This is a genomic window from Dehalococcoidia bacterium (genome assembly GCA_021295915.1).
Taxonomy (GTDB): Bacteria; Chloroflexota; Dehalococcoidia; order Lucifugimonadales; family UBA1123; genus VXRN01.
On sequence record JAGWBK010000001.1, the window covers coordinates 109,767 to 123,805 of the forward strand.

General features: G+C 57.0%; 14 protein-coding genes and 2 tRNA genes. 5 read left to right on the forward strand and 11 right to left on the reverse strand.

The genetic code is table 11. The annotated features are described in order from the left end of the window. Window positions 1-23 precede the first annotated feature (23 nt). Genes J4G14_00515 through purS form a run of 3 tightly spaced genes read left to right on the forward strand, consistent with a single transcriptional unit; the run spans window position 24 to window position 1,839 of the window. Window positions 24-899 carry a phosphoribosylaminoimidazolesuccinocarboxamide synthase gene (locus J4G14_00515; GenBank protein MCE2456284.1) on the forward strand — a complete coding sequence of 292 codons (876 nt, stop codon included), beginning with the start codon at window positions 24-26 and terminating at the stop codon, window positions 897-899. 30 nt (window positions 900-929) lie between these two features. After that, the gene (locus J4G14_00520; protein MCE2456285.1) at window positions 930-1,580 is read left to right on the forward strand and encodes a DUF3105 domain-containing protein; all 651 of its coding nucleotides are present in this window, start codon (window positions 930-932) and stop codon (window positions 1,578-1,580) included. A gap of 4 nt (window positions 1,581-1,584) precedes the next feature. Beyond that, window positions 1,585-1,839, forward strand: coding sequence for a phosphoribosylformylglycinamidine synthase subunit PurS (gene purS / locus J4G14_00525; GenBank protein ID MCE2456286.1), 255 nt, complete (start codon window positions 1,585-1,587; stop codon window positions 1,837-1,839). 26 nt (window positions 1,840-1,865) lie between these two features. On the opposite strand, the gene J4G14_00530 is transcribed toward purS, so the two are convergent. From J4G14_00530 to J4G14_00555, 6 genes are read right to left on the reverse strand one after another with little or no spacing between them, the layout of a single operon-like run. Continuing rightward, complete coding sequence (locus J4G14_00530) at window positions 1,866-2,471, reverse strand: imidazoleglycerol-phosphate dehydratase (protein MCE2456287.1); 606 nt, start codon at window positions 2,469-2,471, stop codon at window positions 1,866-1,868. After that, window positions 2,468-3,562 (reverse strand): histidinol-phosphate transaminase, encoded by a 1,095-nt coding sequence (gene hisC / locus J4G14_00535; GenBank protein MCE2456288.1) that lies wholly within the window; start codon window positions 3,560-3,562, stop codon window positions 2,468-2,470. The genes J4G14_00530 and hisC overlap by 4 nt, the downstream gene beginning before the upstream one ends. A gap of 30 nt (window positions 3,563-3,592) precedes the next feature. Beyond that, the gene (gene hisD / locus J4G14_00540) at window positions 3,593-4,915 is read right to left on the reverse strand and encodes a histidinol dehydrogenase (protein MCE2456289.1); all 1,323 of its coding nucleotides are present in this window, start codon (window positions 4,913-4,915) and stop codon (window positions 3,593-3,595) included. Next, window positions 4,912-5,658, reverse strand: a complete 747-nt coding sequence (locus J4G14_00545; GenBank protein ID MCE2456290.1) for a zinc dependent phospholipase C family protein — start codon at window positions 5,656-5,658, stop codon at window positions 4,912-4,914. Before J4G14_00545 ends, hisD begins: the two co-directional genes overlap by 4 nt. Before the next feature lies 1 nt (window position 5,659). After that, complete coding sequence (hisG, locus tag J4G14_00550) at window positions 5,660-6,616, reverse strand: ATP phosphoribosyltransferase (GenBank protein MCE2456291.1); 957 nt, start codon at window positions 6,614-6,616, stop codon at window positions 5,660-5,662. Window positions 6,617-6,657: 41 nt separating this feature from the next. After that, a complete protein-coding gene (locus J4G14_00555) occupies window positions 6,658-7,857 on the reverse strand; it encodes an ATP phosphoribosyltransferase regulatory subunit (protein MCE2456292.1) in 1,200 nt (399 codons plus the stop codon). A 253-nt stretch (window positions 7,858-8,110) separates the two neighbouring features. Here J4G14_00555 and J4G14_00560 point away from each other — a divergent pair, with 253 nt between their 5' ends. After that, entirely contained in the window at window positions 8,111-8,980 is an 870-nt protein-coding gene (locus J4G14_00560; GenBank protein MCE2456293.1) for a DegV family protein, read from the forward strand. 94 nt (window positions 8,981-9,074) lie between these two features. Here the strand turns inward: J4G14_00560 and J4G14_00565 are convergent. The 5 genes from J4G14_00565 to J4G14_00585 form a co-directional block, all read right to left on the reverse strand. After that, a tRNA-Arg gene (locus tag J4G14_00565) sits at window positions 9,075-9,150 on the reverse strand. Between the two features lie 34 nt (window positions 9,151-9,184). After that, window positions 9,185-10,315 (reverse strand): MBL fold metallo-hydrolase, encoded by a 1,131-nt coding sequence (locus J4G14_00570; GenBank protein ID MCE2456294.1) that lies wholly within the window; start codon window positions 10,313-10,315, stop codon window positions 9,185-9,187. 55 nt (window positions 10,316-10,370) lie between these two features. Beyond that, window positions 10,371-10,445, reverse strand: a tRNA-His gene (locus J4G14_00575). 44 nt (window positions 10,446-10,489) lie between these two features. Beyond that, on the reverse strand, window positions 10,490-10,819 hold the full coding sequence (locus J4G14_00580) for a winged helix-turn-helix transcriptional regulator (protein ID MCE2456295.1): 330 nt from the start codon (window positions 10,817-10,819) through the stop codon (window positions 10,490-10,492). Between the two features lie 61 nt (window positions 10,820-10,880). Beyond that, window positions 10,881-12,395, reverse strand: coding sequence for a leucyl aminopeptidase (locus tag J4G14_00585; GenBank protein MCE2456296.1), 1,515 nt, complete (start codon window positions 12,393-12,395; stop codon window positions 10,881-10,883). Window positions 12,396-12,535: 140 nt separating this feature from the next. Between J4G14_00585 and J4G14_00590 the strand changes: the two genes are divergently transcribed. Beyond that, a complete protein-coding gene (locus tag J4G14_00590) occupies window positions 12,536-13,816 on the forward strand; it encodes an aspartate aminotransferase family protein (GenBank protein ID MCE2456297.1) in 1,281 nt (426 codons plus the stop codon). The last annotated feature ends 223 nt before the right edge of the window (window positions 13,817-14,039 follow it).

Below are 14,039 nucleotides of genomic sequence, written 5' to 3' on the forward strand. Positions count from 1 at the left end.
TGACCAAGGAGGTCACAGACCAAATGACCGCAATCACGGAGACTACTCTTCCGAATCTGCTCTATAGAGGCAAGGTTAGAGACACATATCCGATCGACGACGATACGCTACTGATGGTGGCAACCGATCGAATATCGGCCTTCGACGTGGTGCTACCCACAGGCATTCCCGACAAAGGCGCAGTGCTCAACCAGATATCCGCATTCTGGTTCGACAAGACATCACACATCGTGCCTAACCACCTCATTGCAATGGCGGCCGATCGTTCGGACCTGGACGTGCCTGATGATGTGGCCAAGCGTGCCATGGTCGTCAAGAAGGCTGACCGGATCGACGTCGAGTGCGTCGTTCGCGGCTTCATAACCGGCTCAGCGTGGTCCGAGTACAGGCGCACTGGAACGGTGCAGGGCAAGCCAATGCAGGAGGGTCTCCGCGAGGGAGATCCCTTCCCCGAAGTGCTGTTCACTCCCACCACCAAGGCCGAAGTGGGACACGATGAGAACATGAGCTTCGAAGAGGTCGTAGACATGGTCGGCCAGGAGATGGCTGAACGCCTGCGCGACACCACTATCGAGGTCTACGAGTTCGCCCGGGACTTTGCAAGACAGCAGGGCATAATTATCGCGGACACCAAGTTGGAGTTCGGCACCATCGACGGTGAGTTGATACTCATCGATGAGCTCCTGACCCCGGACTCGAGCAGGTTCTGGGATGCCGAGGGATATGAGCCGGGCAAGTCACAGCCAAACTACGATAAGCAGTTCGTTAGGGACTGGCTGGACGACGCCGGATGGGACCATGAGCCACCAGCACCCGAGCTACCTGAAGACGTGGTTGCGCGGACAACCGAGCGATATGCTGAAGCGTTCAAGAAACTGACAGGGCAAGACCTCCAGTAGTAGAAGTAAAGCGCGGAGTCGAACTACACAATGGCAACAGCATCCGGGGGACGGAGTTCTAGTACGAGGCTAACGCCTACTCAGGCACGCCGTGCAAGACGCGCGCGCAGGCAGCGTCGGCGGCGAGTCTACATTTGGCTGGGAGGCGTCGCGGTCGCGCTCGTGGCCTCTACACTGGTCCTGTCGATCATTCTGCCTGGACTTCCTCTAGGGGAGCTGTTCCAGGGAGGAACGCCTGATGGACCGGGGGTCCGAATGGCAGACCAGGGGGCTACCCACGTGAGTCCTGGGGAGGACCACCCTGAGTACAATTCGATACCACCTACTTCGGGCTGGCACTATGACCTTCCGCTGGCACCGGCACGTTGGGGAATCTACGATGAACCAATCGAGCCTGAAGTGCTTCTCCACAACCTGGAGCACGGGTACATAAACGTTCACTACAACTGCCCCGACGGATGCCCTGAACTTGTTGGCCAGCTAACCGGGCTTGTACAGGAAGGCATCGATCGCGGCGGCAAGCTAATTATGAGTCCGTACCCCGATATGGAGAGTCGGATTTCCATAACTGCGTGGACGTTCCTGGACCAGTTTGATGAATTTGACGAAGACAGGATTCGGGAATTCGTCAACGCGCACGAAAGTTCGCCCAACGCTCCTGAGTACCGGCTGCCTCGGTAGCTCGATGTTTCTGGCGAAGATCTACGTCACTCTCAAGCCCGGTGTAAACGACCCTCAGGGACTCACCATCAGAGGCGGTCTGCACCAGTTGGGATTCGACTCGGTCGCCGACGTGCGGGCCGGCAAGTACATGGAGGTCAGGCTCGATGAGCAGGACCGCGCGGAAGCCGGCCTCCGAGTTACGGAGATGTGCGACCAACTCCTCGCGAATCCCATCATCGAGGAATTCAGGTTCGAGCTGGAAGCCGCCGAGGACTAGTCTCCCTGCAAGTCTGCAAGCACGCCCTACGAAGAAATAGTCCCCTTGGTGCTGGGCACCTGTCCTGCATGGCGGGGATCGAGTTCCAGGGCGGTTCTGAGCGACCTGGCCAGGCTCTTGAAGATGGCCTCGGCTTTGTGGTGGTTGTTGACCCCGGAGACGATCCTGACGTGCAGGTTGAACCGCCCTTCTCTCGCAAGAGACTCCAGGAAGTGCCTTATGAGGTCTCCTGAAAGACCACCCATGTCGCTGTCACCGATTTCGGCATCGATAACCGAGTAGCCGCGACCTCCGAAGTCGACCGCAGTGAAAGCCAGCGTCTCGTCCAGAGGCATGAACGTGTGGGCAGCCCGCCTGATTCCGGCACCCTCTCCTACAGCATCGGCGAGGGCCCTGCCGAGAACGATTCCGACGTCTTCAACGAGGTGGTGGAGCCCGACTTCGGTATCACCGTCGGCGGACACGGTAAGGTCGATTAGCCCGTGCCTCGAAAGCTGAGCCAGAAGATGCTCGAACATGCCGTTTGGCACATGTAACTGGTAATCGCCTGCCCCGTCGATGTTCAATTCAATGGAGATCTGAGTCTCCGCAGTGTCCCTACTTAGTTGCCCGACACGATCTCCAGACGTCACTGGGAAGTCTCCCGGACGGCGTTCAGGAAGGCCGTGTTCTCATCGGGGGTACCAATTGCCACCCTGAAGCAGTCGGTCAGTCTGTCGGACCCGAAGTTGCGCACGAAGATGCCCTTGTCAGCCAGTTGGCTGACCATGTCCCCGGCTTTCTCTGGTCCGTCAAGCTGACAGAGTATGTAATTGCCCTGTGAGGGCCACGGCTTGACCCCATCGATTTCTTCGAGTGCACTGAACATCTCTTCGCGGTCGTCCACTATCGACTTAACATTGCCCAACAGGTACTCACTGTCTTCAAGCGAGGCTAGAGCGGCTGCTTCAGCAGCTACGTTCACGTTGTATGGCGACTTGATGTCGATAATGTGATTCACAAGGGCATCGTCCATGATGCCGTAGCCGATGCGCAGGCCAGCCAGACCAGCCCACTTGCTCATCGTGCGTAGCACGACGAGGTTATCGTACTCCTGGATTAGATCTGCCGCCGTTTCTCCGCTGAACTCATAGTATGCCTCGTCGACTACTACTACGAGTCCCGTGTCCAGCAGCGCCCTTACCTGCGCTTCCGATGCCATGTTGCCCGTGGGATTGTTCGGCGAGCTTATGAATATGATCTTAGTGGTGTCGTCGATAGCGTCCCGTACGGCCTGTAGATCGATCTCGAAAAGCTCGTCTCTCTGGATCAACCTCAGTTCACCACCAGCAACCCTCGCACAGAATGCGTACATGGCAAATGTCGGCTCGCAGTCCAGAATGACGTCACCGGGCTCGATGAACAACCTGAACAGTAGGTCGATCAGCTCGTCGCTGCCTGCGCCAGCGATAATGTTCGCTTCATCAAATCCTGTGTAATCTGAGAGAGCCGCTCGCAGCCTGCGCTGGAAGGGATCAGGGTAAATGTGAAGATCAGCGTTGTAGACCGCCTCGGCAGCTTTTGGAGACGGGCCATATGGGTTTTCGTTCCCGTTCAACTTGACGATTGACTCCGGTGATATTCCTGCGCGCTCCGCCAGGACCTCGGGCGGATCTACGGGTTGGTAGGTCTGGACGGAAGTCAGGTGGGACCTGATCAACCCTTCTATTTTCTTTCCTGGCACTGCTGTCTCCTCTCGACTCTCCACTGTTTCTTATCTGAGTTCACGTCTGATTTCAGCGGCCTCTGCGTGCGCAGTGAGCCCTTCGGCCCGAGCCATGACTGCAGCCGCGTCAGATAAGGCGATTGATTCCTCGTCGTCCAGTGCAATTATCGGCGTAGTCTTCAGGAATGTGTGCACTCCGATGCCAGAGTTGAACCTCGCAGTGCCGGACGTAGGCATCACGTGACTGGGTCCGGCAACGTAGTCGCCAAGTACTTCATGTGAGAAGTCTCCAATGAACAGCGCACCCGCGTTCCTGACAGCTCCCACCCACTTCCAGGGCTCCTCAACGCTCAGGCACATGTGCTCGGGCGCGAACCAGTTCGCAACTTCCAAGGCGTCCGCCAGGTCAGGGATTACGGCAATGCAACCCTGCCCTTCTACCGAAGCGCGGGCTACTGAACCGCGTTCCAGTCGTTCGAGCCTGGAATCCACTTCCCGGCTTACGTCATCAGCAAAAGCCTCCGACGTGCATAGGAGAACTGGACGTGCCATCGGATCGTGCTCCGCCTGCGCAAGCAGATCGGCCGCGCATAGGGTCGGGTTGGCCGTGTGGTCAGCCAATATAAGCGTCTCTGTCGGACCGTACAGTCCATCGATTCCAACGTCGCCGTAAACGAGCTTCTTGGCAAGGGTGACAAACACGTTCCCCGGTCCACATACCATGTCAACAGACGGCACTGTCTCGGTCCCGTACGCCATCGCTGCTACTGCCTGCGCGCCTCCAATTGTGAAGACCCTGTCGACTCCAGCGATCCTGGCTGCCGCCAGTACAGTTGGATCCGAAAGGCCGTTCCGGCTAGCCGGGGAGCACAGGATAATCTCACTCACACCGGCGACCCTCGCAGGGATGGCTGTCATGAGCACCGTCGAGGGCAGCGGGACGCTGCCGCCCGGTACATAGACACCGACCGACTCGCACGCCCTTGAAATACTGCCGTAACCGGCAGCGAAGTCCATCCAGTCACGCGGCTTTGAGGCTTCGTGAAAGCGTCTGACTCTCTCGGCGGCATGCGAAAAGGCTTCCAGTACCCGAGGGTCAACACAGTCGGATGCGGCGTCCAGATCGGTGGCGCTGACCTCAAGAGCTTCGTTGTCGGCGCCATCCAATGCGAGATTCAATGCGCGTACCGCATGATCCCCCTTACTTCGCACATCGTCGATGATCCTTGAAACCGTGTCCAGAGGGGATAGTCGCTCGCCGAAGACGCGTTCAGTTGTGTCCAGGAATGAGTCGGGAACCGATGCGAGATCGAGACGGCGACCTACTGACAGCGCGTCCCGAGCAGCTTCTACACCGTGGACAACTTTCACGACAGGTAGCTCCTGAGTCCGTCGGTCAACGTGTCGACGGCTTCAGCAGTGAACTCATCCACGCGTGACCTGGGAACCGAGTCATAGAGGGTATTCAGCCATCCATCAACCGAATCGAGGAAGGCATCCGCATGTTCGTATGCCGGGTGCTCCTCATTTCCGGCCGCTATCCGGCGTGCCATGAAACGAAGCCGATCCCACGAGAATCCGCCGTCAACGACCCTGTAGACCCACTCCTCCCACTGCTGGAGGTCTTCCGGGGGGAGAAATCTCACGTTGACGTTCGCCAATTCGACTTCCGCACCAGCAATCGCCTCTCTGGCATCGTCCCAGACACGCCGGTCGAAATCGAGCTGGAGGGCCCGATCCAACACCTTCGCCAGCTCCACATCTTCAAAGACCCCGTCCACGCCAAAATAGGGCCTGAACATACGAACTATGTAGGACTCGTCCGCCAACAGATGAGTGATGTAACCAGCCATGAATGCACGTGTGGGACCGTCATGCTCTGCGGCATTCATTAGCTCGGGATATGCGGCGAACATCGTCTCGACGCCCGTGCCAATTGTCTCGAAGTCCAATTCCACAAAGTGGTACTCAGATCGAGCCCTCTTGGTCAGCGCCCTGATGTCAGGTGCCGTTGCTCCAAGGCAGAAGTATCCCCAGAACGCCTCGATGTCAGGATGTTTGATCTGTGATGCTGCCGAGGAGGCAAGCTGGATGTGAGCCGGGAGGTTGGGCATGCTACACGGCTTGAACGAGTCTCGAATATGAGGTCGACTCAGACTGAAACACGTAGCTTGGTTTATCCACTGTTACGCTGGTGCCGCCTATCTCACGGATCGTGTCGACCGCGGAGAGGAGCCGGCTCTCTTCGATGATTACAGTGACGGCAAACCATCCAGTGCCATCAGGGGCATACACCTTCGAGATCGTGGGGCCCTGAAGTCCTGAGATATCAGAATGGCGCAGGACGTACTCGGCCACTTCCTCGGCCGTCTCGCCCTTCATGTTGGCGGTAATCCTAACGACAGTTCTTGCTCCCAGGTTAGCCTCCATCATCTCCAACAGGAGCCGGGCAGCTGCAAGCTGCGCGGTGTCACGGACGGGGTCCATCTTCCTGGAAATGACACAGGCGTCAGATGATATCGCAGTCCCGCCTTCTATCTGTTTCAGGCGGTTTTCCCGGATAGTCGAGCCGGTCTCGGTAATGTCGCCAATGATATCGGCAAAACCCATGGCGGGAGCAGCCTCCAGGGTACCGCTGGACTGGACCAGGCTGAAGTAGTTAACCCCGTGGGCCAGAAGGTGCCGCTGTATCAGTCGAGGGTATTTTGTTGCGACCCTCAGGTCCTGGCCCATGTCCCGAAACTCTTCTGAAACTTCAGCCAGGTCGGACATCGACGTTACATCTACCCAGGCATCAGGTACGGCCATGACCAGATTGCTTCTACCGAAGCCAAGTCCGTCAACGACTACCCTGCTGTCCCCGTCCTCTCTTCGCGTCTCGAGGAACTGGTCTTTACCTACTATTCCGAGGTCTACGGCACCATCATCGACCTTTGCAGTTATATCTGAGCCACGCTGGAACATAACCGTGACCCCTGGAACAGATCTCACCTCGGCGATGTAACGGCGACTGTTAGCCCTCGAAACGGAAAGCCCGCACGCACGCATGAACGACATGCAAGGATCGTGCAATGCTCCACTACTTGGCAGGCCCAATCTGAGCGTTGCACTACTCACGCCGAAGCTCCCACGGACCCTGCCTGGGCAACCAGCACCAGTTCGTCCAGATTCAGCGCGAACCCGCACGCCGGAGTGTTCGGGCCGCCGAATGCTCTAACGAGGTCATCGTACCTGCCGCCGCCGCCGAGCGATGCCTCCACTCCATCGACCTTCGACGTGTACTCGAACACGATCCCCGTGTAGTAGGCCCTCCCTCTTACAAACGAGAGGTCCAATTCGACTGTTACATCATCCCCTATTCGTGAGACGGAACCGAACGCCGAACTCAGTTCGTCCACAGCCGACAGAGATGCCCCACTTGACTCCATCACCGCTGCAATCGATTCAAGGGGGTCGGAGACAGTAGTGGGCGAATTCAAAAGGGCCGAGACATTGGTCAATGCTGACCTGAAGTCGGACTCGGGAACGGCTTTTCGCATCCTGTTGGCGAGTCTCACCATTATCTGTTCCCGGCTTCTCCTGCCCGTGGGTCCGGGCAGCGAACGACCCAATGCCTCTAAGGCCGGAATTGCGTCGTCCCTTGCCGGCAGGTCAAGGTGCTCAGAGTCAGAACGAAACACCAGACCTGCAGCAGCGGCCTGGTCTGTAAGCCTCTCAATGCCAGCCTCGCCATCCTCAATTGCATCCAAATTGGCAAGGATGAACATCTGGAGCGGCTCAGCAAGGCCCTGGGACCTCACGAGCTCTCTCACCAGACCAATGTGGCCCAGTCTGACCGAGTAATTCGAGATCCCGGATTCGTGCAGGCACTGCGCAGCGCTTTCGAGGATTTCTGAGTCTCCCACGTGGGCCGGTGTCCCAATTAACTCTGCTCCGCACTGCGTGAACTGGCGATTACGCCCTCCCCGTGCCCCTCCATACCTGAAGACAGGCCCTACGTACTGGAACTTGTGGTTGCCCGGCTCATGACCGATGTTCTCGACGAACCATCGGATCACCGAAGGAGTAAACTCCGGACGGAGACTGACGGCTATGCCGCCCGGGTCAGAAAAGGTGTACAGGCTTTCCGCGATCTCTCCCCCAGACTTTCGTACGAACAGGTCCGTCTGCTCGAGGAGCGGTGTGTCGAGGGGCAGGAAGCTGTGGTCGTTCAGCACCGAGAAGATGCCATCTGCTATGCGCCGGTTCACTTCGTAGTTCTGCGGTCCATGGTCCCGCATTCGACGCAGCTTGGCGATCTGGTTGTTCTCCACTGGGGAGCCCCTCCTGTCGGCTGAATTCTACATCAGCGCCAGAGACCCATTCAATCATGGTGCTGCATTGACGACATACTTTCGCCACTAGATAATCAGGGAGCTTACCCACTCATAGACCAGATCCCATACACGGTAATATCGTGCTCTTGACGCCTTTCCAGAGACCCCTATCAGACACCACATGGATCGCTAAGCTTAACTCAGCTTGGCGCCTACCGTTGGGCATACGAGACCCAGAGCTTAAGATATCGTGAGCCGCGGAGATTCCGAGCGCAGAGTCGCGATCGTCGTCGACAGCGCCGCAACCGTCCCAGATGGCTTTCTGAGTGACCCTCTCACCTTCTCGGTGCCGATGCTAATTCACGTTGGCGACAGGACATACCGGGACGGAGTGGACCTCGACGCGTCTGACTTCTATGAGATGCAGCGACAGTATGTGGGGCGGACGAGTACATCTGCGCCAACTCCCGGGGACTTCCTAGCTGCTTTTGGAGAGGCTGGTGAGGTAGCCGATTCCATACTGTGCATCACTGTTTCCAAGAGCTTCAGTTCAAGCCTGGACTCGGCTGAGGCTGCCAGTCGCCAATTCCGGGCCCACAGGCCGGGATTCGATCTGCGAGTTATAGACTCGCTTACCGCTGTCGGCGCGCAGGGCCTGATCGCATGGCAGTCACTGAAGACCGCTGAAACCGGCGCTGGTCTGGATGACGTTTACAATGCGGCATCCGATATCCGACAGCGAGTTCGTCTGCTGGCATACGTGGACACCCTGTACTACCTGTGGAAAGGAGGCCGAGTTCCGGGTCTGGCCCACCTGGCAACATCACTTCTGCAGCTCAAGCCGATCTTCGAGCTTGAGATGTCGAACATCACCCAGGTCGCACGGCCCAGGACAGCAGCTCACGCCGCATCCAAGGTGGTTACTCTTATGAAGGACAGAGTTTGCGAAGGCCCGCTTCATGCCATGGTCATGCACATACAGGCGCCTGAGCAGGCTGATTCACTATCGTCGCTGATTGCTACTGAATTCGAGTGCTTTGAGCTGTTTGTGGCCGAATTTACGCCAGTGATGGGGGCACACATTGGCCCCGGAATGGTGGGCGTGGCGTTCTGGAGCTAATGCGCCTGCATTAAGGGGCGTGCGTAGCTGCGGGGTGAAGTGACGGAGACAGACCGTGGCTCACTTGGCCTGGTGCCGGGAGCGTGTAGAGGGGTGGCACGCCCGGCAGGATTCGAACCCGCGACACCTGGTTCCGAAGACCAGTGCTCTATCCACTGAGCTACGGGCGCTTGAAGGGGACGCCTCGGACTGCTAAGTCCATACTCAGTTTACCAAGTCGCGAACGAAATCGCGAAATTCCTCTGACCCTGTATGCCGGAGTTTTGCCTCTTCGGTGAACTCCACATCGCCAAAGTCCTGCAGGAGCTCAACATGGGCTACCACCTCGGACATTGCCATGAACAGGTTGCCGCCTGAGAGTTTACGGCTTTCGAATACACCCCTGGTTACATCTTCGAGGCCAGTGGGCCGATCGTCCAGGTGTCGGACGATCTGGGACATTCTGTCGCCGTGGTGGGTAATGACTTCCCTCGCTCTGATAACGGAGACGAAATTAAACTTGCCTCTGTTGAAAAGACGATGCGCAGGAAGCACTGCCCTGGTCTCCCCCAAATCGTAGATGGTTTTCAGGGAGCGCATGTACACTTCCAGGCCGTAAGCGCTGGCTGGATTGCTAAACGCAGACGGAATCTCCCGCATTACGTGATCAGAGTAGCCAGCCTTGGTGGTCGGGTGAGGCGTAATCTCGGGTAGAACATGGTCCCCTGTGAACACCACCCCATCAAGTGTCAGGCACAGCTCATCTGGAGAGTGACCCGGAGCGTAGATCACATTCAGATCTCCGATCGAATCCCCGTCTCCCACTTCATGGTGCACGGTGAGGCCCTTCCGGGCTTCGACGTATCTTCTGTTCCTGGCAGCATATGACTCGCTACGTCGGTCACTGTTGCCGGAAACCACTCGGTTCATTTCCGCGTGCAAAGGAGACGACGAGCGGTCTTGAACTTCCCAAGGACTGAATGGAATAAGAGCAGCGTACATCGTATGCGCATGCAGCTTTGCAGCTGCTGCGTCAACGAGCTCAGCGGTTGAGCCATCGTGGTCGGAGTGGCCGTGTGTGACGATTACACGATCAATGTCACTGACTGACAGCCCTGCGACACGCAGGCCGTCCTCCACTTCTGGGAATGAGCCTTGTGCGCCGGGGTCAATCAGGGTGGTGCCATCGTCTTCATACACATAGCACCACGTGGGACCGGTCCTCGAGGGCCAGTCCTGAGGTACGCCAATGGCGTGAATTACGTGCCCGTTCTGCGTAACGATGCGCAGAACCATCCTGTTGCCTTGCGGGTCACCTACGCGAAGAGTATCCACGGAGGCGAATAGACCAGACATCAGGCGGCTCTCCTAGCGTGCAGCGGCGTCAAAGGTGCTGTGAGGAAGTGAAGAGTGGGGTGAGCGAAGGGATTCGAACCCTCGATCTCCAGGGCCACAACCTGGCGCCTTACCGCTTGGCCACGCCCACCCACCGGCCCCTGAATGTGGTCAACGAAACAGAGTTCAATCGGGCTAGGCGGCCCCGTTTTCCTCGGGCAACTCCATGATCTCGTGAAGATCCCTGCTAGTCAGGGCCTCCAGAAGTTCTGAGACGATGATGTCTTTCTTGGTATGGTGACGCAGAGGCAGGTTCGGATCGACGCTGTAGACATTACGGCGTCCAGACTTGCGACGAGTGATGTAACCGGCCTCTTCCAGGTCGGATATAATTTTGTGGGTGGTTCTTTCCGTAACCCCGATACTGAGTGCAATCTCTCGTGCTGTACTCGTCGAGTTATGAGAGATGTAGCTAAGCACCAATCCGTGGTTCGTAATGAAGGTCCACCGTGAGGTTTTGTTCATGGCAATGGGCCTCCACGAGAGTTACATCAAAGCCTAGCACAGAAATGCTAAGCCATTCAATTTAACAATCCAGATCCGCATCTGCGAGGGTTGAGGCTAGCTCCACCAGGGTACGTACAGGCACTCCGGTCGAGCCCTTGGGGTTGATGCCTTTGGCCGTCGTAGTCCTGGTTGTCGCTGCGATGTCGAGGTGAGCCCACTTGGAGTCGCCTGCGAACTCACCAATGATCAGCGCACCGGTTATCGCGCCGGCTCCCCTGCCGCCTGTGTTCCTGATGTCAGCAATGTCACTCCGGTACTCCTCAGAATATGACGAGAATGTGGGAAGCTGCCACATTCTCTCGCCAACCCCGTTACCTGCCCCGACTACAGTGTCGACCCACTCCTGGTCGTTTCCGAAAACGCCAGTAGCGCCATTTCCGAGCGCCACGCCGACCGCACCGGTAAGTGTTGCGACATCGACGATTCTGGTCAATCCGTTTTCGACTGCGTAGCAGAGGGCATCAGCTAGTACCAGTCGACCCTCGGCGTCAGTGTTGCCAATCTCGATTGTCTTGCCGTTCATGGCCCGCACGACGTCACCAGGACGTTGCGCACGGCGGCCCGGCATGTTCTCTGTAGCTGGCACTATTCCCCATACATTGATCCTGGGCTTCAGGGCACCGATGGCCTTCATGGCTCCGATAACACATGCACCGCCGGACATGTCGCTCTTCATCGTGAGCATTCCCTCGGCAGACTTGAGGTCCAGCCCTCCGCTGTCGAATGTAATGCCCTTTCCGAGCAATCCAAGGTTGTTGTCCCGGTTGTCAGGATCGCCTTCGTACCTGATCACTATAAACTTCGGCGGCTCTTCCGTCCCCTGTGCGACGCCTGCGAACGACCCCATTCCAAGGGCTTCAATGTCGGCTCGATCCAGAACCGTCAGGTCCATTCCTCCCTCTCTGGACACATCCAGAGCGATCTCTGCCATCCTCGTTGGCGTCATGTGGTTGGCGGGCTCGTTGCCCATCTCTCTGGCCAGATTCACTGCACTGGCGATTACTGTGCCTCGTTTCGCACAGTGGGATATCTCATCAAGCTTCGTCTGATCGAATTCGACAATATTCACGGCGCTGATCGACGAGTCATTGCTGTTGGACTTGTATTTCTCGAATGAATAGAGTCCCAGGGTAGTGCCCTCAGCTGCGGCCTGTGCGCACTCACCTGCACCCAGGCCACCAATGCCAGCGCCATGGAGGATGGTCGAATAGCTCTCCACACCTTTGGAGGACAGTAGTCGTGCAGTCTCGGCGTGGACGCCCCTGGCGATGTCGGAGGTGAAATCTGACGACTTACCAAGTCCTGCCACGACAACACGCTTGGCTGGTAGCCTTCCCAAAGAGTAGATGAGCGTGCTCTCACCTCGCTTCCCAGTTATGTCGCCCTCGCTGATCAGGTCGGTGATGGCTCCGCCCAGTGCGGAGTCAACTGCTCCTGTCGCGCCTCCAGGCTGCGACACGCCTTCGAACAGGTTTACGACTATTGCAGCGTCTTCGCGCTCAGCGATGTTCCCTTGAATTACATTTATGTCCATGATGATCCTCCGTTTGGGGTAATCGTCAGTCATTATATGGCAAGAAACCATAAGTGACTTAGGGCTCTGCTATAATCGCCCAGATTTCTAACTGTCAGGATGGCCCTAGCTGCACTCGGAACTTACCCAGGAGACTACCCATGCCCAGCCCTCAGTCAGACTACGAACGGCAACTGGTCGCAAGAGCTCACAGAGTACTCCCAGGCGGAAACCTCGGCAACGTTAGTCAAGACATAGTAATCGCGAGGGGCGAAGGTAGCCGCATATGGGACTCCAGCGGCAACGAGTTTATCGACTACCTGCTCGGGTCAGGCCCAATGTTAATTGGACACAGTCATCCCGAGGTGATTGAAGTCGTCCGCGAGCAGTTGGCGAACGGGACTACATTCTTCGCAAACAACGAGCATGCTATAGAACTCGCCGAAGAGATCGTCAACGCAGTTCCTTGCGCTGAGAAGGTCAGATTCAGCTCCACTGGCACCGAAGCGACCCTATATGCGATGAGAGCTGCAAGGGCTTACAGAGCCAAGGACAAGATTCTCAAGTTCGAAGGTGGATTCCACGGGATGAATGACTACGCGCTTATGAGCGTGTTTTCGGCGAATCCAGACGGGTATCCACATCCATCGCCGGACTCCGCCGGAATCCCCAGGTCGATCCAGGATGAAGTGCTCATAGCGCCTTTCAACGATCTGGAGAAGGCCGGGGAGATTATCGAACAGTACCACGACGAAATCGGCGGGATCATAGTCGAGCCATTCCAGAGGCTTATACCTCCGCAGCCCGGATTCCTCCAGGGACTTCGGAACCTGGCCGACGAGTATCAGATACCACTGATCTTCGATGAAGTGGTCACGGGGTTCAGGTTCGCGTATGGAGGCGCCCAGGAGTTCTACGGTGTCAAACCGGACATCTGCACCCTGGGTAAAGCCGTCGCAGGGGGCTTCCCGCTTACCGCGATTGCGGGCAGCGACGAGATCATGTCACATATGGACTCCGAGGCGGTCTCATCTGACAACTTCATGCCGCAGATCGGCACACTAAGCGGCAATCCAATAGCAGCAGTTGCAGGTCTCAAGACGCTCGAGATTCTACGCAGGCCGGGGACGTACGAGGGCATGAGGGCAACTGGGAACCAGCTAAGGACAACCCTCCAGAATATGCTCGACGAAGCGGAGATACCTGCGAAGGTGACCGGCGAAGACGTGCTGTTCGACGTGTTCTTCACTGACCAGGAGATCACCAACCACAAGGACACACTCACATCCGACTCAGCGACCATGAGTAAATTCAACGCCGGTGTTGTTGAACGCGGCGTGTTCAAAGGGGCATCCAAGTTCTACATCTCAGCCGCCCATACTGAGACGGACGTAGAGCAGACACTTGAGGCTTTCAGGGGCGCAGTAGAAGAGCTCCGCTGAAGTCAAAGTCCCTGTGGTGACTTCCACACATGACGGCCACTAGAGGGCCTTGTGTTTTCGCGCTGCCCTAACTATGGGGGCTGCGTAATCATCTTGAAGTCATGCTACTGTGTATTACGTATTTCGTAGGTGTTGCCAGTTTATGTAACCGATTTTCACTAATCATAGCTGGCATAAAATCTTTACACACGAATATTGCCAAAACATATACGTTCTCACGCTT

Excerpts from the sequence above, each read along its gene's own strand:
- J4G14_00515 (MCE2456284.1), top strand. The coding sequence starts at position 24 with ATGACCGCAATCACGGAGACTACTCTTCCGAATCTGCTCTATAGAGGC.
- J4G14_00520 (MCE2456285.1), top strand. The coding sequence starts at position 930 with ATGGCAACAGCATCCGGGGGACGGAGTTCTAGTACGAGGCTAACGCCT.
- purS (MCE2456286.1), top strand. The coding sequence starts at position 1,585 with ATGTTTCTGGCGAAGATCTACGTCACTCTCAAGCCCGGTGTAAACGAC.
- J4G14_00545 (MCE2456290.1), bottom strand. The coding sequence starts at position 5,658 with ATGCCCAACCTCCCGGCTCACATCCAGCTTGCCTCCTCGGCAGCATCA.
- J4G14_00570 (MCE2456294.1), bottom strand. The coding sequence starts at position 10,315 with ATGTCTGGTCTATTCGCCTCCGTGGATACTCTTCGCGTAGGTGACCCG.
- J4G14_00580 (MCE2456295.1), bottom strand. The coding sequence starts at position 10,819 with ATGAACAAAACCTCACGGTGGACCTTCATTACGAACCACGGATTGGTG.
- J4G14_00585 (MCE2456296.1), bottom strand. The coding sequence starts at position 12,395 with ATGGACATAAATGTAATTCAAGGGAACATCGCTGAGCGCGAAGACGCT.
- J4G14_00590 (MCE2456297.1), top strand. The coding sequence starts at position 12,536 with ATGCCCAGCCCTCAGTCAGACTACGAACGGCAACTGGTCGCAAGAGCT.